General features: G+C 48.1%; 20 protein-coding genes. 17 read left to right on the top strand and 3 right to left on the bottom strand.

Translation table 11 applies throughout. The features are described 5' to 3' along the window. Positions 1 to 193: 193 nt before the first annotated feature. The 10 genes from ilvD (at position 194) to BMZ54_RS16295 (ending at position 13,515) form a co-directional block, all read left to right on the top strand. Entirely contained in the window at positions 194 to 1,873 is a 1,680-nt protein-coding gene (gene ilvD, locus BMZ54_RS16340; protein ID WP_089913800.1) for a dihydroxy-acid dehydratase, read from the top strand. Continuing rightward, a complete protein-coding gene (gene ilvB / locus BMZ54_RS16335) occupies positions 1,839 to 3,599 on the top strand; it encodes a biosynthetic-type acetolactate synthase large subunit (RefSeq protein ID WP_317043251.1) in 1,761 nt (586 codons plus the stop codon). The genes ilvD and ilvB overlap by 35 nt, the downstream gene beginning before the upstream one ends. Positions 3,600 to 3,643: 44 nt before the next feature. Then, positions 3,644 to 4,195, top strand: a complete 552-nt coding sequence (ilvN, locus tag BMZ54_RS16330) for an acetolactate synthase small subunit (protein ID WP_089913795.1) — start codon at positions 3,644 to 3,646, stop codon at positions 4,193 to 4,195. A 52-nt stretch (positions 4,196 to 4,247) separates the two neighbouring features. Then, positions 4,248 to 5,294 (top strand): ketol-acid reductoisomerase, encoded by a 1,047-nt coding sequence (gene ilvC, locus BMZ54_RS16325; protein WP_089913792.1) that lies wholly within the window; start codon positions 4,248 to 4,250, stop codon positions 5,292 to 5,294. Between the two features lie 199 nt (positions 5,295 to 5,493). Beyond that, a complete protein-coding gene (ilvA, locus tag BMZ54_RS16320; protein WP_089913789.1) occupies positions 5,494 to 6,744 on the top strand; it encodes a threonine ammonia-lyase in 1,251 nt (416 codons plus the stop codon). Positions 6,745 to 6,968: 224 nt separating this feature from the next. Next, complete coding sequence (locus tag BMZ54_RS16315; RefSeq protein WP_089913786.1) at positions 6,969 to 7,910, top strand: NADP-dependent oxidoreductase; 942 nt, start codon at positions 6,969 to 6,971, stop codon at positions 7,908 to 7,910. Between the two features lie 75 nt (positions 7,911 to 7,985). Next, on the top strand, positions 7,986 to 9,146 hold the full coding sequence (locus tag BMZ54_RS16310) for an NAD(P)/FAD-dependent oxidoreductase (RefSeq protein ID WP_238386597.1): 1,161 nt from the start codon (positions 7,986 to 7,988) through the stop codon (positions 9,144 to 9,146). Between the two features lie 192 nt (positions 9,147 to 9,338). Next, positions 9,339 to 10,949, top strand: a complete 1,611-nt coding sequence (locus BMZ54_RS16305; RefSeq protein ID WP_089913783.1) for a sodium/sugar symporter — start codon at positions 9,339 to 9,341, stop codon at positions 10,947 to 10,949. A 99-nt stretch (positions 10,950 to 11,048) separates the two neighbouring features. Then, the gene (locus BMZ54_RS16300) at positions 11,049 to 12,512 is read left to right on the top strand and encodes a xylulokinase (protein ID WP_089913779.1); all 1,464 of its coding nucleotides are present in this window, start codon (positions 11,049 to 11,051) and stop codon (positions 12,510 to 12,512) included. Positions 12,513 to 12,522: 10 nt separating this feature from the next. Then, entirely contained in the window at positions 12,523 to 13,515 is a 993-nt protein-coding gene (locus BMZ54_RS16295; RefSeq protein WP_162277561.1) for an MBL fold metallo-hydrolase, read from the top strand. On the opposite strand, the gene BMZ54_RS16290 is transcribed toward BMZ54_RS16295, so the two are convergent. Continuing rightward, positions 13,510 to 14,016 carry a DinB family protein gene (locus BMZ54_RS16290; protein ID WP_089913773.1) on the bottom strand — a complete coding sequence of 169 codons (507 nt, stop codon included), beginning with the start codon at positions 14,014 to 14,016 and terminating at the stop codon, positions 13,510 to 13,512. The two genes, BMZ54_RS16295 and BMZ54_RS16290, sit on opposite strands and share 6 nt — an antisense overlap. 73 nt (positions 14,017 to 14,089) lie before the next feature. Between BMZ54_RS16290 and BMZ54_RS16285 the strand changes: the two genes are divergently transcribed. The 3 genes from BMZ54_RS16285 to BMZ54_RS16275 all read left to right on the top strand — a co-directional run bounded on the left by BMZ54_RS16285 (position 14,090) and on the right by BMZ54_RS16275 (position 16,151). Next, the gene (locus BMZ54_RS16285; protein WP_143081032.1) at positions 14,090 to 15,043 is read left to right on the top strand and encodes an aldose 1-epimerase; all 954 of its coding nucleotides are present in this window, start codon (positions 14,090 to 14,092) and stop codon (positions 15,041 to 15,043) included. Between the two features lie 53 nt (positions 15,044 to 15,096). Continuing rightward, on the top strand, positions 15,097 to 15,276 hold the full coding sequence (locus tag BMZ54_RS16280) for a CsbD family protein (protein ID WP_089913767.1): 180 nt from the start codon (positions 15,097 to 15,099) through the stop codon (positions 15,274 to 15,276). Positions 15,277 to 15,422: 146 nt separating this feature from the next. After that, positions 15,423 to 16,151, top strand: a complete 729-nt coding sequence (locus tag BMZ54_RS16275; RefSeq protein ID WP_162277560.1) for a carboxypeptidase-like regulatory domain-containing protein — start codon at positions 15,423 to 15,425, stop codon at positions 16,149 to 16,151. A 111-nt stretch (positions 16,152 to 16,262) separates the two neighbouring features. On the opposite strand, the gene BMZ54_RS16270 is transcribed toward BMZ54_RS16275, so the two are convergent. Further along, positions 16,263 to 17,354 carry a S1 family peptidase gene (locus tag BMZ54_RS16270; RefSeq protein WP_089913761.1) on the bottom strand — a complete coding sequence of 364 codons (1,092 nt, stop codon included), beginning with the start codon at positions 17,352 to 17,354 and terminating at the stop codon, positions 16,263 to 16,265. A 43-nt stretch (positions 17,355 to 17,397) separates the two neighbouring features. Beyond that, the gene (locus BMZ54_RS16265) at positions 17,398 to 17,970 is read right to left on the bottom strand and encodes an RNA polymerase sigma factor (protein WP_089913758.1); all 573 of its coding nucleotides are present in this window, start codon (positions 17,968 to 17,970) and stop codon (positions 17,398 to 17,400) included. Positions 17,971 to 18,099: 129 nt separating this feature from the next. Here BMZ54_RS16265 and BMZ54_RS16260 point away from each other — a divergent pair, with 129 nt between their 5' ends. The 4 genes from BMZ54_RS16260 to BMZ54_RS16245 all read left to right on the top strand — a co-directional run bounded on the left by BMZ54_RS16260 (position 18,100) and on the right by BMZ54_RS16245 (position 22,261). Beyond that, positions 18,100 to 18,324 (top strand): hypothetical protein, encoded by a 225-nt coding sequence (locus BMZ54_RS16260; protein ID WP_089913755.1) that lies wholly within the window; start codon positions 18,100 to 18,102, stop codon positions 18,322 to 18,324. A 1,082-nt stretch (positions 18,325 to 19,406) separates the two neighbouring features. Next, positions 19,407 to 20,231, top strand: a complete 825-nt coding sequence (locus BMZ54_RS16255) for a prephenate dehydratase (RefSeq protein ID WP_089913752.1) — start codon at positions 19,407 to 19,409, stop codon at positions 20,229 to 20,231. Positions 20,232 to 20,234: 3 nt separating this feature from the next. Further along, positions 20,235 to 21,401, top strand: a complete 1,167-nt coding sequence (locus tag BMZ54_RS16250) for a pyridoxal phosphate-dependent aminotransferase (RefSeq protein WP_089913749.1) — start codon at positions 20,235 to 20,237, stop codon at positions 21,399 to 21,401. 17 nt (positions 21,402 to 21,418) lie between these two features. After that, entirely contained in the window at positions 21,419 to 22,261 is an 843-nt protein-coding gene (locus tag BMZ54_RS16245) for a prephenate dehydrogenase (protein WP_089913746.1), read from the top strand. Positions 22,262 to 22,311: the final 50 nt, after the last annotated feature.

Below are 22,311 nucleotides of genomic sequence, written 5' to 3'. Positions count from 1 at the left end.
CGCCTATACGATTTTCACTACAGTAAAGGGTTTGAGCCATAAAACCACAGATTTGAAGACCGGCTAACCTGTAATTGTTGGTTTGGCGCCTCCCACGAATACTAACTATTTTGTAGCCTCTTAAGTTCCGCTCTGGGGCGGGATACGGGCTTATTTTTTCTTGTAAAACTGGAAACTAGGTAATTCAACGGCAATGGAACTGAATAAATATAGTAAAACGATCACGCAAGACCCTACGCAACCGGCCGCACAAGCCCAGTTGTATGCAATAGGCTTAACAGAAGAGGACCTGAAAAAAGCGCAGGTGGGTATTGTAAGCATGGGTTATGATGGTAACAACTGTAACATGCACCTGAACGACCTGGCCAAGGAAGTAAAAAAGGGTGTATGGGCGCAGGACCTGGTAGGGCTTATCTTTAATACTATAGGCGTAAGCGATGGTATCAGCAATGGCACACCCGGTATGCGCTATTCGCTGGTAAGCCGCGATCTGATCGCAGATTCCATTGAAACCGTTTGCGGGGCACAGTATTATGACGGCCTTATAGCCGTTCCCGGATGCGATAAGAACATGCCCGGCTCACTGATGGCCATGGGCCGTATGAACCGCCCGGCCATTATGGTATACGGCGGTACTATTGCTCCCGGTAAATACAAAGGCCAGGACCTGAACATTATTTCTGCATTTGAAGCCCTGGGCCAGAAAATGGCGGGCCAGCTGGATGAAGCCGATTTTAAAGGCATTGTACAGAACTCCTGCCCCGGCGCCGGCGCCTGCGGCGGTATGTACACTGCTAATACCATATCCAGTGCAGCAGAAGCCCTGGGTATGAGCTTGCCTTACAGCTCCTCAAACCCTGCGCTCAGCAAGGAAAAACAGGAAGAATGCCTGGCTGCGGGCAAGTATATACGCCTGCTGCTGGAAAAAGATATTAAGCCCCGCGATATTATGACGCGCGAAGCTTTTGAAAACGCTATTACCGTGGTAATGGTACTGGGCGGCAGCACCAATGCTGTACTGCACCTCATTGCCATAGCACGCTCCGTAGGTATTAACCTTACCCTGCAGGATTTCCAGGCCATCAGCGATAAAACGCCACTGATAGCCGATCTGAAGCCCAGCGGTAAGTACCTGATGGAAGACCTGCACAACATTGGCGGTGTACCATTGGTAATGAAATACCTGTTAAAACAGGGACGCCTGCACGGACATTGCCTTACTGTAACCGGTAAAACAATAGCAGAGAACCTGGAAAGCGTACCAGATATTGACTTTGAAAAACAGCAGATCATTTTCCCGCTGGACAAGCCACTGAAAGCCACCGGCCACATACAGATCCTGTATGGTAACCTGGCTGAGCTGGGCTCCGTAGCAAAGATCACCGGTAAGGAAGGCGAACGTTTCCGTGGCCCGGCCCGTGTGTTTGATGGAGAGTTTGAGCTGATAGCCGGCATTCAGAGCGGGCGTGTAAAGTCAGGCGATGTGGTAGTGATACGCCAGGTAGGGCCCAAAGGCGCACCCGGTATGCCTGAAATGCTGAAACCCACCTCCGCCATCATGGGCACCGGTTTGGGTAAAAGCGTGGCGCTGATCACCGATGGCCGCTTCTCCGGCGGCACCCACGGCTTTGTGGTAGGGCACATTACGCCCGAAGCCTTTGAAGGCGGCACCATAGCCCTGGTAAAAGACGATGATATAATAGAAATAGACGCCGTTAGCAACAAGATACATGTTGAGGTAAGCGATGAAGAACTGGCAGCCCGCAGGGCCCAGTGGAAACAACCCGCTTTAAAAGCCACTAACGGGATATTATTTAAATACGCAAAACTTGTAAAAAATGCAACAGAAGGATGTGTTACCGATGAAGACTGAACCGTCTGATAAACGGGTTACAGCCTCACCAGCGCCTGCACTGAACATTACCGGTGCAGAAGCGGTGATCCGCTCCCTTATTGCAGAAGGAGTGGAAACCATTTTCGGTTATCCTGGAGGTGCTATCATGCCTATCTATGATGCGCTGTACGATTTCCAGGACCAGGTACATCATATACTGGTCCGGCACGAACAGGGCGCTACCCATGCTGCGCAGGGGTTTGCGCGTACATCAGGTAAAGTAGGTGTGGTGTTTGCCACTTCAGGACCAGGCGCAACCAATCTGGTCACCGGCCTTGCAGATGCACATATGGATTCTACCCCCATGGTATGTATTACCGGCCAGGTAGGAGCCTCCTTACTGGGCACCGACGCTTTCCAGGAAACCGATGTAATAGGTATTACCATGCCTATCACAAAATGGAACATCCAGGTAACACGCGCGGAAGATATTCCCGGCGCTATTGCAAAAGCATTTTATATAGCCGCTAACGGCCGTCCCGGCCCGGTGCTGGTAGATATTACCAAGAATGCACAATTTGCCAAATTCGATTTCCAGTATAAGAAATGCGATTACATCCGCAGCTACCGCCCCGTGCCTGAATTACAGCCGGAGCAGGTAGAGGAAGCAGCCGCACTTATTAACAGCGCTAAACGTCCTTACATTCTGTGCGGGCATGGCGTGTTAATTGCCAATGCGGAAAAAGAGCTGATAGCCCTGGCAGAAAAAGCGCAGATCCCCATTGCATCTACTTTACTGGGCCTCTCTGCCGTACCGGTAGATCATCCGCTGTATGTAGGTTACCTGGGTATGCACGGTAACTATGGCCCTAACATCAACACCAATGAGTGTGATGTATTGATAGCCGTAGGTATGCGCTTTGATGACCGTATAACCGGCGACGTTAGTAGCTATGCCACGCAGGCCAAGGTGCTGCACATAGAAATTGATGCTGCAGAGATCAACAAGATCATTAAAGCAGATGTTGCCGTGCATGCCGATGCAAAGGCCGCATTAACCGCCCTGCTGCCGAAAGTAAAAGCACAAAAGCACGATGAGTGGTTGCAAAGCTTCCGCGAAGCAGATAAAAAGGAAGAAGAAAAAGTAACCAGGAAAGAATTATATCCCACAGAAGGGCAGCTGAAAATGGCAGAAGTAATTCGCCTCATCTCTGAAAAAACCGGCGGCCATGCCGTACTGGTAACAGATGTAGGCCAGCACCAGATGGTGGCTTCCCGTTACTATGGCTTTAAAGATCCTAATACCAACATCACCTCCGGTGGTATGGGTACCATGGGTTTTGCCCTGCCAGCCTCTATGGGCGCCAAAATGGGCGCACCGGAAAAAGAGGTGGTAGCTATTATTGGTGATGGTTGTTTCCAGATGACCTTACAGGAGCTGGGCACCATTTACCAGTCGGAAATAGGGGTGAAGATCGTGATCCTGAACAACAACTTCCTGGGCATGGTGCGCCAGTGGCAGCAGCTGTTCTTTGATAAGCGCTACTCTTCCACGGAGATGATCAACCCTGATTTTGTGCAGATAGCCAAAGGGTTTTACATTCCCGGCAGAAAGGTAACAGACCGTGCTGATATTAGTGCAGCCATTGATGAAATGCTGAACCATAAAGGCGCTTACCTGCTGGAAGTAGTGGTGGAACAGGAAGACAACGTATTTCCGATGGTACCTTCTGGCGCATCTATTGCAGATATCCGCCTGGAGTAGTACCGGTTCATCCATCACTTTTTCACCAACACATTAAGACAATCATGCAAAAAGAATATACAGTAACGGTATATACGGAGGATCGTATCGGTATCACTAACCGTATCACCGTTATCTTCACCCGCCGCGGCATCAACATCACCAGCCTTACCACGGCTGAAACGGAAATACCCGGTGTATATAAGTTCATCATCACCGTACTGTCTGAACGCGAAAAGCTGGACAAGGTAGTGGGCCAGATAGAAAAGCTCATAGAGATACATCGTGCCTTTGTACATGAAGAGGATGAAGTGGTGTACCAGGAGCTGGCCTTGTATAAAATATCTACCAAATCACTGCAAAATGGTAATATTGAGCAGCTGATCCGCGATAACCACGCCCGTATCCTCACTATCACCGAAGAATATTTTGTGATAGAAAAAACCGGGCATCAACAGGAGCTGATAGATATGCTTAAGAAGCTGGAACCTTATGGGCTGATCGAGTATTCCAAAAGCGGCCGGGTAGCCATTGTAAAATGGAGCCGCCGTTTCCACGATCACCTGAAAGAGCTGGCCGGTAAGGAAGCCGATAACTTTAAAACCACAAACAGCTAAGCTGTTCACAACGCATCGTTAATAAATCTAAAATCTAAAATCGGAAATAACAATGGCAACCATCAATTTTGGCGGGGTACTGGAAGACGTAGTAACCAGAGAAGAATTCCCCATGGAAAAAGCGAGAGAAGTTCTGAAAAATGAAACGATCGCTATTATCGGTTACGGCGTGCAGGGCCCCGGCCAGGCATTGAACCTTAAAGACAATGGTTTTAATGTGATCATTGGTCAGCGTAAAGATTCTAAAACCTGGGATAAAGCCATTGCAGATGGCTGGGTACCCGGTAAAACGCTGTTCGAGATCGAAGAAGCTGCACAGAAAGGCACCATTATTCAGTTCCTGCTGTCTGATGCCGGCCAGATCACCCTGTGGCCTACATTAAAGCAATACCTCACCCCCGGTAAGGCATTGTATTTTTCCCATGGTTTTGGCATCACCTACAAAGAGCAAACAAACATCATTCCCCCGGCAGATGTAGATGTAATACTGGTAGCGCCTAAAGGTTCAGGTACCTCCCTGCGCAGGCTGTTCCTGGCAGGCCAGGGGCTGAACTCCAGCTTCGCCATTTTCCAGGATGCCACCGGCAAAGCTCGCGATCGTGTGATTGCACTGGGTATTGGCGTAGGCTCCGGCTACCTGTTCCAGACAGATTTTAAGAAAGAAGTATATAGCGATCTTACCGGCGAACGCGGTACGCTGATGGGTTGTATACAGGGTATTTTTGCCGCTCAGTATGAAGTGTTGCGCAAAAACGGCCACTCTCCTTCAGAAGCTTTCAACGAAACTGTAGAAGAGCTCACCCAATCCCTGATGCCGCTGGTAGCAGAGAATGGTATGGACTGGATGTATGCTAACTGTTCTACTACTGCCCAACGCGGTGCGCTGGATTGGTGGAAGAAGTTTAAGGCAGCCACCCAGCCGGTGTTTGAAGAGCTGTATGCCAGCGTAGCAGCCGGTAAAGAAGCCGCCCGTTCTATCGCCTCCAACAGCACTCCGGACTACCGCGAAAAGCTGAACGAAGAGCTGAAAGAACTGCGTGAAAGTGAAATGTGGCAGGCCGGTGCAGCCGTACGTAAGCTGCGTCCGAACAACGCCTAATATTCAATTACGAATTATTTAATTACGAATTACGAATTGATTAAGGCGGATGATTGAGCTGGTTTTTTGAATCGCTTTGTTCAATCGCTGCATTTTAATTATGCATATTCATAATGTCTTTTCAAAGGCATTTATGCCCCGCTTCGGCGGGATCGTAATTCGTAATTGATAATTCGTAATGCTAAAAGTGAGTTACAACATGTCTGAAGTATCTGCCCAACCATTAAACATCCTCCGTGCTGCTGAGCGGCTAAAGTCGGTGGTGAACCGTACGCCGCTTACCTATAGCGCCACTTTATCCCGGCGTTATGGCTGTGAGGTATACCTGAAGCGGGAGGATATGCAGATCGTACGCTCCTATAAGCTGCGGGGCGCCTATAACCTCATCAGCAGTTTAAAACCTGAGCAGCTGGCTAATGGTGTAACCTGCGCCAGTGCCGGTAACCACGCACAGGGCTTTGCTTACTCCTGTAAATTATTAGGTATCCAGGGCGTTGTGTTTATGCCCATCATCACACCCAAACAAAAGGTGAACCAGGTGAAAATGTTTGGCGGTGATCACATCCGCATTCAGCTGGTAGGCGATACGTTTGATGATTGCGCATTTGAAGCGCAGGCCTTTACCAAACAACAAGGCATGACGTTCATACCTCCTTTTGATGATCCCCTGATCATTGAAGGGCAGGGCACCGTAGCCGTAGAGATCCTGGAAGATCAGCCGCAGGTAGATTACCTGTTTATACCCATTGGCGGCGGCGGGCTGGCAGCGGGGGTAGGCACTTATTTTAAAACATACAGTCCTAAAACAACCATTGTAGGGGTAGAGCCCAAAGGCGCGCCATCAATGTTACGCGCGCTGGAAAACGGCGCCCCTGTTACCCTAACCGAAATTGACCGCTTTGTAGACGGCGCTGCCGTAAAAAGGGTAGGCAACCTTCCTTTTGAGATCTGCAAAGAGGTATTGGACAAAATGCACCTGGTGGCAGAAGGTAAAGTATGCTCCGCCATCCTGCAGCTGTATAATGAGGACGCTATTGTGGTAGAACCGGCCGGCGCCTTATCTATAGCCGCGCTGGACGATTTTGCCAATGAAATAAAAGGCAAACGCGTAGTCTGTATTGTAAGCGGCGGCAATAATGATATAGACCGCATGCAGGAAATAAAAGAACGTTCCCTCTTATACGAAGGGCTGAAACATTACTTTATTGTACGTTTTGCCCAAAGGCCCGGCGCGCTCAGGGATTTTCTGAACAATATACTGGGCCCCAACGACGATATTACCCGCTTTGAATTTATACAGAAACATAATAAGGAAACCGGCCCCGCGCTGGTAGGCATAGAGCTGAAGAACCGTGAGGATTATGATACGCTGATAGCCAACTTCCGCAAGTATAACCTGCATTATACCGCACTGAACGAAGACGATAACCTGTTCGGTTACCTGGTGTAACAAGCTGAAAGCATAAGGCAGAAAGCACAAAGCGCTGGGATCATACACTGCTTTGTGCTTTCTGCTTTTAGCTTTATGCTCAACGGTATACGTAACCGGCGCTAATGTGCGTTATTAGCAAAATGGCAGAATAATTGAGCGATAATTAAAGCGCACGCTTAACACATACCGCCCGCAGCGTTCTGCGTTAAGCGTTCCGCATTCAGCATAAAAAAAACGGAATCATGCAAGCAGCTACATTACCACAGTTTGGCGACGCCAACACTTTCGAGATAACAGAGATCCCCATACCACGGCCGGCTGCAGGCCAGCTGCTGGTAAAAGTAAAAGCCGCCGGTATTAACCCGGTAGATTATAAAACACGCGCCGGCAAAGGACAGGCACAATACTTTACACTACCCGCCATACTGGGCTGGGACATAGCCGGCCAGATCGTAGATACCGGCCAGGGTGCCCACAAGTTCAGCCCCGGCGACCGGGTATTTGGCCTCAGCCACTTCCCCAATCCTGCAAATGCCTATGCACAATTTGCCATAGTAGAAGAGGAGGAGTTTGCCCGTGTGCCCGATAATATTACAGATGATGTAGCCGGTGCTGCACCCCTGGTAACCCTCACCGCCTGGGAAGCCCTGTATGATCATGCGCAGCTGCAGCCTGGCCAGCGGATCCTTATACATGCAGCAGCAGGCGGGGTAGGGCATATCGCCGTGCAGCTGGCGCGTAATACGGAAACATATATCATTGGCACCGCCTCTGCACAAAATCATGCTTATCTGAAAGAGCTGGGTGTAAATGAGAGCATTGATTACCACGATCAGCACTTTGAAAAGAACATAGCGCCTGTAGATGTGGTGCTGGATGCTATGGGCGGGGAAACCGCCCTGCGCTCCCTGGATGTGCTTAAGCCCGGCGGTATAATGGTATCATTACCTTCTATGTTTAAAAATGATCCGGCAGTGCTGGCCAAAGCCAAAGAAAAGGGTGTGCGGGTAGTGTGGATGAGCGTACGGCCCAGCGGCGGGCGTATGGAGCAGGTAGCATCCCTCATGGCCAGCGGTAAGCTACAGATAAAGGTGGATGCCAGCTTTCCCCTGCGCGAAGTAGCCAAAGCCCACCAGGCACTGGAAACCCATCATATTAATGGTAAGGTGGTGCTGATACCTTAAATTTGTCCATAGTCCATGGTCCATAGCATTTTGCGTAAGTAACAGCATTACGCAGCAGGCAATGGACCATCGACTATGGACCATGGACCTTTTTTTATGCTAAGCTACTGGGAAAAACAAAGCCTTCTCCACTATCACTACATTGTATTAGGCAGCGGTATAGTGGGCCTGTCTGCTGCTATCAGCATTAAGGAACAGCAGCCGCAGGCCCGTGTGCTGGTGCTGGAACGGGCATTGTTGCCCACCGGTGCCAGTACTAAAAATGCCGGTTTTGCCTGTATTGGCAGCCTCACGGAAATATTAGCTGATCTGCAAACCCTTTCCCCTGCGGAGGTTACTGCTTTGGTAGCCATGCGCCGCAAAGGCCTGCACATGCTGCGCCAGCGCCTGGGCGATGAGCATATTCATTACCGGGAGCAAGGCAGCTATGAATTGATCAGCACCCGGGAATTACCGGCGCTGGAACAGCTGGATGCAGTGAATGCCCTGCTGCAGCCCGTACTAGGCGGTAATGCTTTTACCCTGGTGAATGAAAAAATAGCATCTTTCGGATTTGATGACAGCTTTACACAAGCATTGGTACAAAACAATTATGAAGGGGAGCTGCATACCGGCCATATGATGCGCGCCCTTATAGACCTGGCTATTGCCAAAGGGGTGGAGATAAAAACCGGCTGCACCGCGGTGCGTATGGAAGAAACACCCACAGGCGTTCACGTTATAACGCAGCAAACCAACCCACAGGAAGAAATTGTGTTCCATACCGGCAAGCTCGCCATTTGCACCAATGCCTTTACCCAGGCTCTGCTGCCCCAGCTGGACCTGCAGCCGGGCCGTGGGCAGGTACTTATTACAGACCCGGTTCCCGGCCTGCCCTTTAAAGGTATTTTTCATATGGATGAGGGCTATTTTTATTTCCGCGAGCTGGAAGGCCGGGTATTATTTGGCGGTGGCCGCAACCTGGACTTTACCGGGGAAACTACCACGGCTTTTGAGCTGAATGATCGTATACAACAGGTGCTGGAAGAAAAGCTGCGTACCATTATCCTCCCGGGCCGCTCCTTTACTATTGCCGGCCGCTGGGCGGGTATTATGGCCTTTGGCGCCAGCAAGCAACCCCTGCTTAAACCCTTTAGCAGCCGCGTTTTCCTGGGTGTGCGCATGGGCGGTATGGGAGTAGCTATCGGCAGCGAGGTAGCGCAGCAGCTGGCGCAAATGATGCTGGGGGAAGCATAAAGCGCAAAGCTTAATGCATGAACACAAAGGGTACTCAAATCATCTCAGCATTCAGGCAATACGTATCAATTTCGGAGCTTTGCGCTTTCAACTTTGCGCTTTCAGCTTTCTTTACTATATTCATCCGCTTTTTTATCGATCACCAACCCGGTATATGGATAAGAATTATTCAATTACCACGTTAAACCATTTATGCAAAAGAGTCTACAGTTCCTCGATTACGCCGTGTTCCTGGTGTATTTTTTTATCGTAGCCGGTTATGGATTTTACATCTATAGAAAGAAAAAGAAGAGCACCGCTGATACAAAAGATTTCTTCCTGGCAGAGGGATCACTGACCTGGTGGGCCATTGGTGCATCATTGATCGCCTCTAATATTTCCGCAGAACAATTTATTGGTATGTCCGGCTCCGGTTTTGCCATGGGCCTGGCAATATCTACCTATGAATGGATGGCTGCCGCCACGCTGGTGATCGTTGCCATCTTTTTTATACCGGTATATCTAAAAAATAAGATCTACACCATGCCGCAATTCCTTTCCCAGCGGTATGATAACCGGGTGGCTACTGTAATGGCGGTGTTCTGGCTCTTGCTGTACATCTTCGTGAACCTTACATCCATCCTGTACCTGGGCGCGCTGGCAGTGCAAACCATTTCAGGTTTCAGCTTCACCACCTGCGTTTGGGGGCTCGCCATTTTTGCAGTGTTCATTACACTGGGTGGTATGAAGGTGATCGGGTATACGGATGTGATCCAGGTATTTTTCCTGATCCTGGGAGGCCTGGCCACTACTTACCTGGCGCTGAACCTGGTAGCCAACCATTTTGGCGGTGATGGGGTGATGGCTGGTGTAGGCATGCTGCGTAAGCTGGCGCCTGAACATTTTCACATGATCTTCGACAAATCTAACCCGCACTATAATGAATTGCCTGGTATTGCCGTATTGATCGGTGGTATGTGGATCGTGAACCTGAACTACTGGGGCTGTAACCAGTACATTACACAGCGTGCATTAGGTGCGGATCTGAAAACCGCCCGCGGAGGCATCCTGTTTGCCGCTTTCCTGAAACTGTTAATGCCTGTGATCGTAGTGCTGCCCGGTATTGCAGCTTACGTATTATATAAGAACGGTGTGTTCCAGTCAGAAATGACCGATGCTGCCGGCGTTATTAAACCGGATCATGCCTATCCCGTATTATTGAATTTGCTGCCTGTAGGTTTAAAAGGGTTGTCATTTGCAGCCTTAACCGCGGCTATCGTGGCTTCCCTAGCTGGTAAGGCCAATAGTATCAGCACTATTTTTACGCTGGATATTTACCGTCATTATTTCAAGAAAGATGCAACAGAGCAGCAGCTGGTGAATGTAGGGCGTATAGCCATCATCGTAGCCTGCATTATCGGCGTGGTGGTAGCGCCGCAGCTCAGCAACCTGGATCAGGGCTTCCAGTACATCCAGGAATATACCGGGTTCATTTCACCGGGTGTATTTGCCATCTTCATACTGGGCTTCTTCTGGAAGCGGACTACTTCAGCCGCAGCATTAACCGGTGCGCTGTTGTCCATTCCCTTATCCATCGTTATTAAATTCACTATGCCGTCAATGCCTTTCCTGGATCGTATGGGCTGGATCTTTGTAGTGATCGTGGCCATTATGGTGGTAATGACCTTACTGGATCCTAAGAGCAAGAACAACCCGAAAGGCCTGGAAGTAGATGGTTCCATGTTCAAAACATCCGGTACATTTGCCGTAGGCGCTATTTTGGTATGTGGTATCCTGGCCGCCTTATACACAGTATTCTGGTAATAGTTATTATAAACTGATAATAGCAAGTAGGATGTAAGATCTGGCGCCGCGCTGTTTCATACATCCTACTTCTTTCTTCCTACTTCTTAATTCTCACGCATGTATTTACTTGGTTACGATATAGGTTCCTCTTCTGTAAAAGCCGCTTTGCTGGATGCTGACAGCGGTATTTGTGTAGCTACAGCCACCAGCCCGGCACAGGAAATGCCCATGCAGGCGCCGCAGGCCGGTTGGGCAGAGCAGGATCCCGAACGCTGGTGGCAGGAGGTGCAGCACGCTACCCATTTGCTGCAAAAGCAGCAGCCGTTTGACGGCCATACCGTAGCCGGTATTGGTATTGCTTACCAGATGCATGGTTTGGTATGTGTGGATAAAGACCAGCAGGTACTGCGCCCTTCTATTATCTGGTGCGACAGCCGTGCGGTGAATATCGGTAACAAAGCATTTGCACAGCTGGGGCACGAGTATTGCCTGGAACATTTGCTGAACTCACCCGGTAACTTCACGGCTTCCAAGCTGCACTGGGTGCAGGAAAACGAGCCTAAGCTGTATGAGCGCATTCACAAGATCATGCTGCCCGGCGATTTCATAGCCATGCGTCTCACCGGCGAAGCCTGCACCACCGTATCCGGCCTTTCAGAAGGTATTTTCTGGGATTTTGCGGGGAATGGTATAGCACAGTCACTGCTGGACTATTATAAAATAGACCGCTCCCTGTTGTCCAACATTGTACCCACATTTGGTTTGCAGGGCAAGCTTACGGAAGCTGCTGCCAAACTACTGGGCCTGGCGCCTGGTATACCGGTTACTTACCGCGCCGGCGATCAGCCCAACAATGCATTTTCCCTGAATGTGTTACAACCCGGGGAAGCCGCCACCACAGCCGGTACATCCGGTGTAGTGTACGCCGTGCATGACCAGATCGCGTATGATGAGCAAAGCCGCGTGAATACTTTTGTACATGTGAATAATACGGAAACAGATATACGTAATGGTGTGCTCATGTGCCTGAACGGTACCGGCATTTTAAACAGCTGGCTCAGAAGCATGACCGGCAACCTGCCGTATAACGAAATGAATATCCTGGCCGGCAAAGCCCCTGTAGGTGCAGACGGACTGCGCATTTATCCTTTTGGTAATGGTGCAGAACGTATCCTGGCTAATGTTGATAGCGGTGCATCTGTTAAGAACCTGCAGTTTAATATTCACCATAAAGAGCACCTGCTGCGTGCCGCACAGGAAGGTATTGTGTTTGCGCTGCGTTACGGAGTGGATATTATGACGCAGATGCAAATGAACATTCAGCGCGTAAGGGCAGGCCATGCCAATATGTTCCTGAGCCCCTTGTTCCGCCAGGTATTTGCCAACACATTAAACGTAGTAATAGAGTTGTATAATACTGATGGTGCGCAGGGTGCTGCCCGTGCAGCCGGTGTAGGCGCCGGTTGTTATTCCCTGGAAGATGCGTTTAAGGGAATGGAATGTATTGCAACCGTAGAGCCGGACGCAGGGCAGGCACAGTACCAGGAAATTTATGCGGAATGGCTGCAGGGAATGCAGTAATTTTAATAACATGCCTTACCTGAGTAACCCGCTTTTAAATACAATACCGCCCTCGCCGGACTGGCAGGGCACGCCGGTAGATGATCGCGGCAGGTTCCGGAACATAGAGCACCCTTACATAACAACGCTGTGGGAAGTGCTTAAATGGCAGCTGCAAAAAAATCCTTTTAAGCAGGAGAAACGTACCCGCTATCAGCCCAACATCAGTACGGATCTTTCCTGGCTCAATAATGAGCAGGATTGCATTGTATGGCTGGGGCACTGCACGTTTTACATCCGTTTACATAAAACTGTTTTTCTTACAGATCCTGTTTTTGGCAACATTTTGTTCAACAAACGGGTGTCTCCTTTCCCGCTTGATCCGCAGCTGTTAAAAGGTATTCATTATCTGCTCTTGTCCCACGATCACAGGGACCATTGTGATAAACAAAGTTTGGGAACAGTATTCGCCAATAACCCGCAGATACAGGTGCTTACCGGTTTACATATGGATGCCTTGCTAAAAGGATGGGGCCAAAATGTACGTATGCAAACCGCCGGCTGGTACCAGCAATACCAAACCAATGAAAGCGGCCTGGCTGTATATTTTGTACCTGCCCGGCATTGGGCTAAGCGGGGCGCATTTGATACCAACAAACATTTATGGGGTGGCTTTGTGATTAAGAGTGGGCAAACCAGTATTTACTTTGGCGGGGATAGTGGTTATAACGGGCACTACAAGCTGGCTTCGCAGGTTTTTGGCCCATTCAGTTATGCGTTATTAGGCATTGGCGCTTATGAGCCGGAATGGTTCATGCATGTAAATCATCAATCTCCCACAGATGCCTTACTGGCTTTTAAAGACCTGCAGGCTGCACGGCTTATTCCCATGCACTATGGCACCTTTGACCTGTCTGATGAACCGTTGTACTACCCGGTGCAGCAGCTGCAGCAGGCCGCCGGGGCCAATGGGCTTGCAGCAGCCATGTTAATACCCGCGCTGGGCGAACCCGTTTATTTATGATAGTATAACCCTTACCGTTACCAGCAGCTGGCCGGTATGCCGCATGGTATGCTCTGCCGCATGGAACATTAAGCCCAGCAGGGTAGAGGGCAGCTGGCTGCGCCCAACCGTTCTTGCTTCTGTTAAAGTTTTTTCGTCTGTATTTTTTAAGATGGTGAGCACATGGGTTACCTGCATATCAAATGCATGCAGTAAATGTGCGGCTGTTATATTTTCATTGGCAGCGCCTTCTGCTATTAAGTATTGCAGCTGTTGTTTGGAAAGCGTTTGCCCGTTGGCGTAGGTAAACAGGCGGTCCAGCATACCGGTAAGGTGCTGCAGGTGAAAACCTACAGAAGCTACACCTGCAGGCCGCTCCCACAGCTTATCAGCAGGGAAGTCCTGCAGCAGTACATGTATCTCTTCCTGTGCCTGTAACAAGGCATGCGCTACCGGTTGTAATAATGCCGGTACCCCATCTATCGGGCCGCGTAACCAAACTTCAGGTTTTGTTTCGGACATAGATTCAGCAAATTTTTAACAATATATAAAGATATGTACCAGTTTGGGTAAATTCGGCTACATTTTGAATTACATGGCATTTCATATTCACACTTTTCAGCAAAATGGTTTTGACATTGTTGCCCTGCAGGATACCGCAAATAATACACAGGTAGAAATAATCCCTTCCCTGGGCGCCGCCCTGCATGCCTTTACCATTCCGCATAACGGGCAACCCCTGAACATAATAGATAATTATAAAAACCTGGAAGAGCAGCAGCAACAGCTTACCAAAAGTTTCAAAGGCGTAAAGCTCAGCCCTTATGCCTGCCGCATTCCATACGGGCAATATAAATGGCAGGATGAGGCTTACCAGCTTAGCCGCTTAGCGCCTTCCGGCCATGCCATTCATGGTTTGTTATATGATGCAGCATTTACCGTATTGGAAACCATTACCAATGAGCGGGAAGCCGCCCTGGTACTGCAGTATAGCTATAAAGGCACAGATCCCGGTTATCCCTTTGCATATGACTGCCGGGTGCGGTACAGCCTGCAGTCTAACTATACCTTATCTATTAGTACTACGCTCATTAATCATGCGGGCACGGCCATACCTGTAATGGACGGCTGGCATCCCTATTTTACTACCGGCACCCCGGTGGATGCATTGGAGCTACAGTTTGCATCGCAACAAATAGTGGAATTTAATGAGCAGCTGGTACCCACTGGTCAATTATTACCCTGTAAAGATTATTTGCGGCCTCAACTGCTGAAAGGTGTGCAGCTGGATAATTCCTTTCTGCTGCATTTCACACAACCCGGCCCATTATGTACCTTATTTGATCCGCAGCAGCGCATAGCCATTGACTTTTACCCGGATCACAATTATCCCGTTCTGCAGGTGTACATACCGCCGCACCGCCACAGTATTGCCATAGAAAACCTCAGTGCTCCACCCAATACCTTTAATAACGGCATGCATTTGCAGCAGCTGCCGCCGGGCGGGGAGCAAACCTTTACTACCCGCATACAGGTACGGCTGGCATAGTCTTTGGATTTTCATTCCTGTATAACCTAATTGTTCACATAAATCAGAATGTTATGGATACGTTACAGATCAAAGGAACATGGAATGATATTAAAGGCCGTTTAAAACAGCAATATGCAGATCTTACAGATGATGACCTGTTATATGAAGAAGGCCAGGAAGACCGGTTAATAGGTAACCTGCAGAAGAAGCTGGGTAAAACCCGTGAAGAAGTAATAGACCTGTTAAGATAATACCGGCCTTATTTAAGGGATTATTTTCCCGGTAATAAAAAATCCTCCTGTACCCGGGAGGATTTTTTATTTTTTTTAACAACTTGTTACTTACTTTGTTTAGCATATACTTGCCTCTTAATATGACCTTTCTGAAACCAATTAATATGTATACAATCAAATACCTCAGCGCATTATTACTTTGTAGTGTTATGCTGCTGGCGGTGCAGCAGGTGAGGGCCCAGTCCCAGATCACCCTTACCGGTCAGTTAACGGACAAGGATAACAACCTGGTATTACCCTATGCCTCCATTATCAACAAAACTACGGGCAAAAGAGCTACTACAGACCAGGGCGGCTTTTACCGCATAAACGTTAAACCCCATGACCTGATCCTTTTTACTTTTATTGGTTACAGAACAGATAGTTTGGTGGTAGAAGCATCTACTAACGCTACGGTTACACAGAATATACAGCTGGAGGTAGAGAACAAGATGTTGCACAGCGTAGAAGTAACCGCCAAGTACACGCCTTACCAGGCGGATTCCATAGCCCGCCGCGAGCAATACGGGTTCATACTGGATAAAGCAAATAAACCTCTGGCCGGCGGTAATACCCCGCAAGGTTTTGGACTCACCTTTAGTCCTTTTACCCGCTATTCCCGTAAGGAAAAACAAAAAAGAAAGTTCAAGGAAATATATGCAAAGGCAGAGGAAGAAAAGTATATAGATTCCCGTTATACACCGCTGCTGGTAAGCCAGGTTACCGGCCTTAAAGGCGATTCCCTGCAGCACTTTATGCACGATAATTACCCCAGCTATGACGCCATGCGTATGATGCGCCAGGAAGACCTGATCTACTGGATCACGGATAAGTACCGGGGATGGAAGAAATAAAAGTGTGCCACATGTGGCACACATAAACAATAAAAAAAGGCTACACTATTTTAAGAGTGTAGCCTTTGTATTTAATCTAAGGCCAATTGTCATTTTAAGCTCAGCGGCACATTAATTATACACCTTCACCATATACACAAAATCTTCCAGCTTCTTGATCTGGTCTATACGGCTCATGCTTTCCAGGTGAGCGCTTTTGCGGGTCCATTCCCGGCGGGGTAGCTTTTCCTTTGGCATTTCATCCAGCAGGCGTTTCAGATGGGCTGATTTCACTGCAAAGGCAATTCCGTCTGAGGTAGTTTGTTTGCCGGTAATAATACCTACTATGTTGCCTTCGCTATCCATCAGCGGAGCGCCGCTGTTACCGGGGTTCACCGGAATGGATACCTGGTAGGCTACCGTATCCCCGTTAAAGCCTGTTTGTGCGCTGATGTAACCTTTACCATACACAATTTCATCCCGCGGGTAGCCCATGGTAAATACTTCTTCACCCAGGTTCACCGGCTGCGGTTTCAGCTGGTAGGGCAGGGGCTGGCTCTTAAAAGTGCTGTCAGCTATTTTAAGAATGGCCAGGTCGCTGGATATATCTTCAAAAATGCTGGTGGCTTTGTAAGCCTCGCCTTTGTTATTCTGTACGTATAATGAATCGGCGCCCTGTACTACGTGATAGTTGGTAATAATATAACCGTTGGTTGAGATGGCAAAACCGGTACCGCCGTAAGTGCCGGGGTTAGCCGGTGCTTTTTTGCTGGTGCTGTTCATATTATTGATCAGCGCATTCTGGGAGCGTTGAATATTATTCAGCACCCTTCTTACATCCTCATATTGTGCGGTAGTTTTTTGTTTGGCAGCCCTTTGCATAATGGCAATGGTGCTCAGGGAGGTTACCAGCGCTATACAGGCTGCTGCAGCCAGATTGGTGATGGTACGCCTGCGGGGGTACGAGGTGCTTTTACGTATAGGCACTACGTTAGCAGGCTTTGGGGTGGCTATATGTTCGTGGATACGGTCCATTTGCTGCTGCAGCTCTGTGCGGCGGCCGTATTGTTGTAAAGTTTGCAGGAATAGCTGCTGCTCCTCTACCTGTGCGTTCAGCACAGGGTCGGCCTGGCGGCGCGCCTCAAAAGATGCCCTTTCAGCATCGCTGAGCTGCCCTTCCAGGTAGCTTTCTATTTCCTGTAATAATTGTATCTGATCTTTCATCACCGCTCCTTTATAGTTTTAATGATGTGGATGTATTAATTGGTTACTTGGTATCGTTATATTGGTCAAAGAACAGCTTTTTAAGCCGCATGAGGCATTTATACTTCTGGTTCTTGGCGTTTTCCGCGTTGGTGTAGCCAAACTTTTCTGCAATGTCCTGCATGGATCGTTTATGCAGGTAGTAATCAGCTAACAGGGTTTTACAGGGCTCTCCAAGGCTGCCCATGGATTTTTGCATGATGCGGAACTGCTCGTCCCTTTTTTCATGTTCCTCCATGGTATCTTCCAGCGGCAGGGTTTCCTCGATGTGGTCGGAAAGCCCGATCCAGGTATTACCCTGTAATTTTTTCAGCCACAGGCGCCGGCATACGGCATATAAAAAGGTTTTTAGCTTGCTGTACAGGTCAAAATCGCCCTGCTGCACCTTTTCATATAATATGATCATTGCCTCCTGGAAAAGATCTTTGGCGTCATCATCTGACCCGTTATTCTGCTGCACCATTCTCAGGATCACCGGAAAATTCTCCAAATAAATGATTTCCAGCGATTTGTCGTCATTACGGGCCAATCCTTGCAGTAATTCTCTGTCCCTTGCTATGTTTAGATGGTCACTCACTTATTTAATACTATTATGTGCTTTTGGTAACCCAAAGTAGCAAAAAAAATTTTTTTTAAAAGATGGGTTACCTTTTTCCGAACCGGGTATAAAGAAGAAATATTTCCAAAACCTTAAAATCATTGTACGATGAAAAACATTCTGAAAATTAGCTTCTTAGCACTGGCTTTCGGTTTATTTGTAACAGCTTGCGGTTCCGGTACCGGTTCTGAAACTACTGATTCTACTGCAAACGCTGCAACTGAATCTATCGATTCTACTGCTGCTTCTGCTGATTCTGCTGTTAACGCTGTTGCTGATTCAGCTAAACAAGCTGTTGATTCAGTTGCTGCTGACACTAGCAAAATGAAATAATTAAGTAAGCAAAAAAGGTTTCTATAAAAAGGCCGTTCCGCTAACCGCGGGACGGTTTTTTTTGTGGATTGTTGGTTGATAGTCCATAGTCGATGGTCCATAGTCCGTGGCCTTTAGCGCATTTATAGGTATTACGGGATAAGGCAGGTGGATGGGAAGCCTGCTTTTCTATTTAGTACCGCGCCCTGGTCCAGGGCCCATACCCATAGCATTGGCGCATTATAAGTGCTGCGTAATTGGGCCGGCCGCTGGAAAGCATGCCTTCCCTTTATTAACAGCCTCCATGTAGTAGGCAATGGTCGATGGTTCATAGTCCATTTCTTTAACACATTAAAGTATTACGGGATAAGGCAGCTGAGAAGCCTGCCTTTCCATTTAAGACCCACCTCCACGCAGTAGTCCGTGGTCGATGGTTCATAGTCCATAGCCTTTAAGTATTTACAGGGCAAGACAGCTGGAAACTTACCTTCCATTTACGACCCATCTTCTTGCAGCAGGCAATGGACCATCGACTATGGACCATGGACCAACAACCCCCATTCAAAAATAATTGCTAATACAACTATCTGTTTTCTACGCACTTATAAAAGCCATTTCCTCCTAAACCATGCCCTTTTCTGCTTGTTTTTTTGAATGAAAACTGCCTTTTGCTCTCTTTTATTGAATAAAATGTAATTTTTAGTGCCGGTGCTTGGATAATAAAAAGCACGGTGTATTTTTGTCGGGCAAACAATCATACAATATGATACGCACTGCGACCTTTGGATACTTTTATGGTTTTTATTATTTCTGGTTCCGGAAATAGGAGGTCGTTTGTAAGTATCAAAATATAAAAGAAACTAGCAAAAGGGCCTCCTGAAAATGGAGGCCTTTCTTATTTAAAATAATAGCAATGTTACAGCGTCGTTCCGGTTTTTACTTTTACTACTTTTTCTTTTTCTTCTTTTACGTGGAGAAGGCCGGGACTCTTTTGTAATAACTAAAAAAATATAAACCAGTTACAAAAAAAGGGTCCCGGCTCCTCCGGGGCCCTTTTTTTATGGCCATATACAAAACAACATAACAACAGCAATTATACAACGATGAATATAGCAATACAGGGTTTTGAAGGATCTTTTCACCAGATAGCGGCACAGAGTTATTACGGTAAGCAAACAACGGTGGAGTGCTGCGCTTCCTTTGCGGAGCTGGTAAGAAAAGTAAAACAACAACCCGGTGTAGATGCAGGTGTAATGGCCATCGAGAACTCTATTGCAGGCAGCATTTTACCGAATTACAGCCTGCTGAAGAACTCAGGCCTGCACATTAACGGGGAAGTATACCTGCAGATCAAACAACAGCTGATGGTATTGCCCGGCCAAACGCTGGAGGATATACGCGAAGTACATTCCCATCCTATGGCATTGCTGCAATGCATGGATTTCCTGGAAAAGTACCCGCATATTAAGCTGGTGGAAACAGAAGATACAGCCCTCAGCGCCAAACACGTAGCACAGAAAAAGCTGAAAAGCACCGCTGCCATTGCAGGTAAGCTGGCTGCCGACCTGTTTGGGCTGGATATTATTGCTCCCAACATTCATACTGCTAAAAATAATTATACCCGTTTCCTGGCTATTTCCCGCAATGGTACTGCCCCGGAGCCGGATGCCAACAAAGCATCAGTATACTTCCAAACCTCCCATGACAGGGGAAGCCTGGCAAAGGTGCTTACTAAAATTGCAGATGCCGGCATTAACCTGTCCAAGCTGCAGTCTTTTCCCATACCAGCCAAAGAGTGGACCTACTACTTTCACGCGGATATGGAATTTGAAAGCCTGGACCTGTTTAACAAAGGCCTGGAACACATTACGCCATTAACCGAACACCTGAAGGTGTTAGGTGTTTATAAAAAAGGAATAACGCATTAATTTATGAACATACAGGTAGCCAAAAGATTACAGCATACAGAAGAGTATTACTTTTCAAAAAAGCTGCGCGAAATAGACGAGATGAACAAGGCCGGCGCCAGCGTTATTAACCTGGGCATTGGCAGCCCGGACCTGCCGCCGCATGCTTCTGTAATTGCCGCTTTAAATGAGTATGCGCAAAAGCCTAATACCCATGCCTACCAGGGTTACAAAGGCATACCGGCCCTGCGCACAGCCATGGCTAACTGGTATAACCGTTTTTACGGCGTAAGCCTGGATGCAGATACGGAAGTGCTGCCGCTGATAGGTTCCAAAGAAGGTATCATGCATATTTGCATGACCTATCTGCAGGAAGGGGATGAAGCCCTGGTGCCTAATCCCGGTTATCCCACCTACCGCTCTGCCGTGCAGCTGAGTGGCGCTACCGTAGTGGATTACGACCTGGAAGAAAAAAATAGCTGGCTGCCTGACCTGGATGCTTTATCCAAAAAAGACCTGAGCAAGGTAAAGCTGATGTGGGTGAACTACCCGCATATGCCTACCGGCGCAGTTACTAATACTAACTTTGCAAAAGCATTAATAGCGTTTGCAAAAAAGCATAACATCCTCATTTGCCATGATAACCCGTACAGCTTTATCCTGAACGATAAACCCGAAAGCCTGTTGCAGGTAGAAGGGGCCAGAGATGTGGTGCTGGAGCTGAATTCACTCAGCAAATCATCCAATATGGCCGGCTGGCGTGTAGGCATGCTGGTTGGTAAGGCTGCCTGGATCAATGAAGTGCTGCGTTTTAAAAGCAATATGGATTCCGGTATGTTCCAGCCTGTGCAAATGGCTGCTGTAAAAGCGCTGGAGCTGGGGCAGGACTGGTATAATGAGCTGAACACCATTTACCGCGGCCGCCGCAAAAAAGTATTTGAGCTGCTGGAGCTGCTGGGCTGCACTTTCGATACCAAACAGGTAGGCCTGTTTGTATGGGCTAAGATACCAGCTGGTGCAAAAGACGGTTATACCATTACAGATGAAATACTGCAAAAGGCACATGTATTCATCACTCCCGGCGGCATCTTTGGCAGTAACGGTAACAACTACATCCGCGTAAGCCTGTGCAAAGACGAAGCCGTGTTCCAGGAAGCCATTGACCGGATCAAGGAAAAAGTAAAAAAGTAAAAAGCAAAAGGTAAAACATGGTCGTAGCTATAATAGGTGTAGGATTAATCGGAGGATCACTGGCAATTAGCCTGAAAGAGAAGGGTATGGCCAGCCGGGTGATCGGCGTGGACCAGCAGGAGCAGAACATAAAAAAAGCGCTGGACTTAAAGCTTATTGATGCAGCGGCCACCCTGGATGAAGCTATGCAGCAGGCGCAGTTAATTATACTGGCCATACCGGTAGATGCATTAATGCAGCTGCTGCCCGCCATGCTGGATAAAGTACAGCCACAACATGTGATCATGGATGTGGGATCTACCAAGAAAAAAATCTTAGAACTCGTTGCCGGTCATCCCAACAGAGGTCGTTTTGTAGCGGCCCATCCCATGGCCGGCACGGAGTATTCCGGGCCGGAAGCAGCTATACCCAATTTGTTTACTAACCGCACTATGGTGTTGTGTGATGTAAAGAACAGTGATGAAGATGCGCTGGAAATAATAGAAACGCTGGTAGATGCTTTACAAATGCGCCTGGTGTATATGAATGCTGAGGAGCACGACCTGCACACGGCCTATGTATCCCATATCTCCCACATCACCTCCTTTGCTTTGGCGCTTACAGTGTTAAAGAAGGAAAAAGAGCAGGGGCGGATCTTTGAGCTGGCCAGCGGTGGTTTTGAATCAACCGTACGTTTGGCAAAAAGCTCACCGGATATGTGGGTGCCTATCTTCAAACATAACCGTAATAATGTGCTGGATGTGCTGGATGAACATATTCATCAGCTGCAGCAAATGAAACAGCTGCTGGAAGAAGAAGATTACGATGCCTTTTATAAGCTGATCCAGAAATCAAATAAGATCAGAAAGATTTTAAAATAAGCAAAACGCTGCATGCTGAACGCTTCACGCAAAAGCAAGTGGCACTAACA

The sequence above is a fragment of the Chitinophaga rupis genome, from assembly GCF_900109685.1.
Lineage (GTDB): Bacteria > Bacteroidota > Bacteroidia > Chitinophagales > Chitinophagaceae > Chitinophaga > Chitinophaga rupis.
Note: the sequence above shows the minus strand (reverse complement) of the source record. Positions and strands in the feature narration are given on the sequence as shown.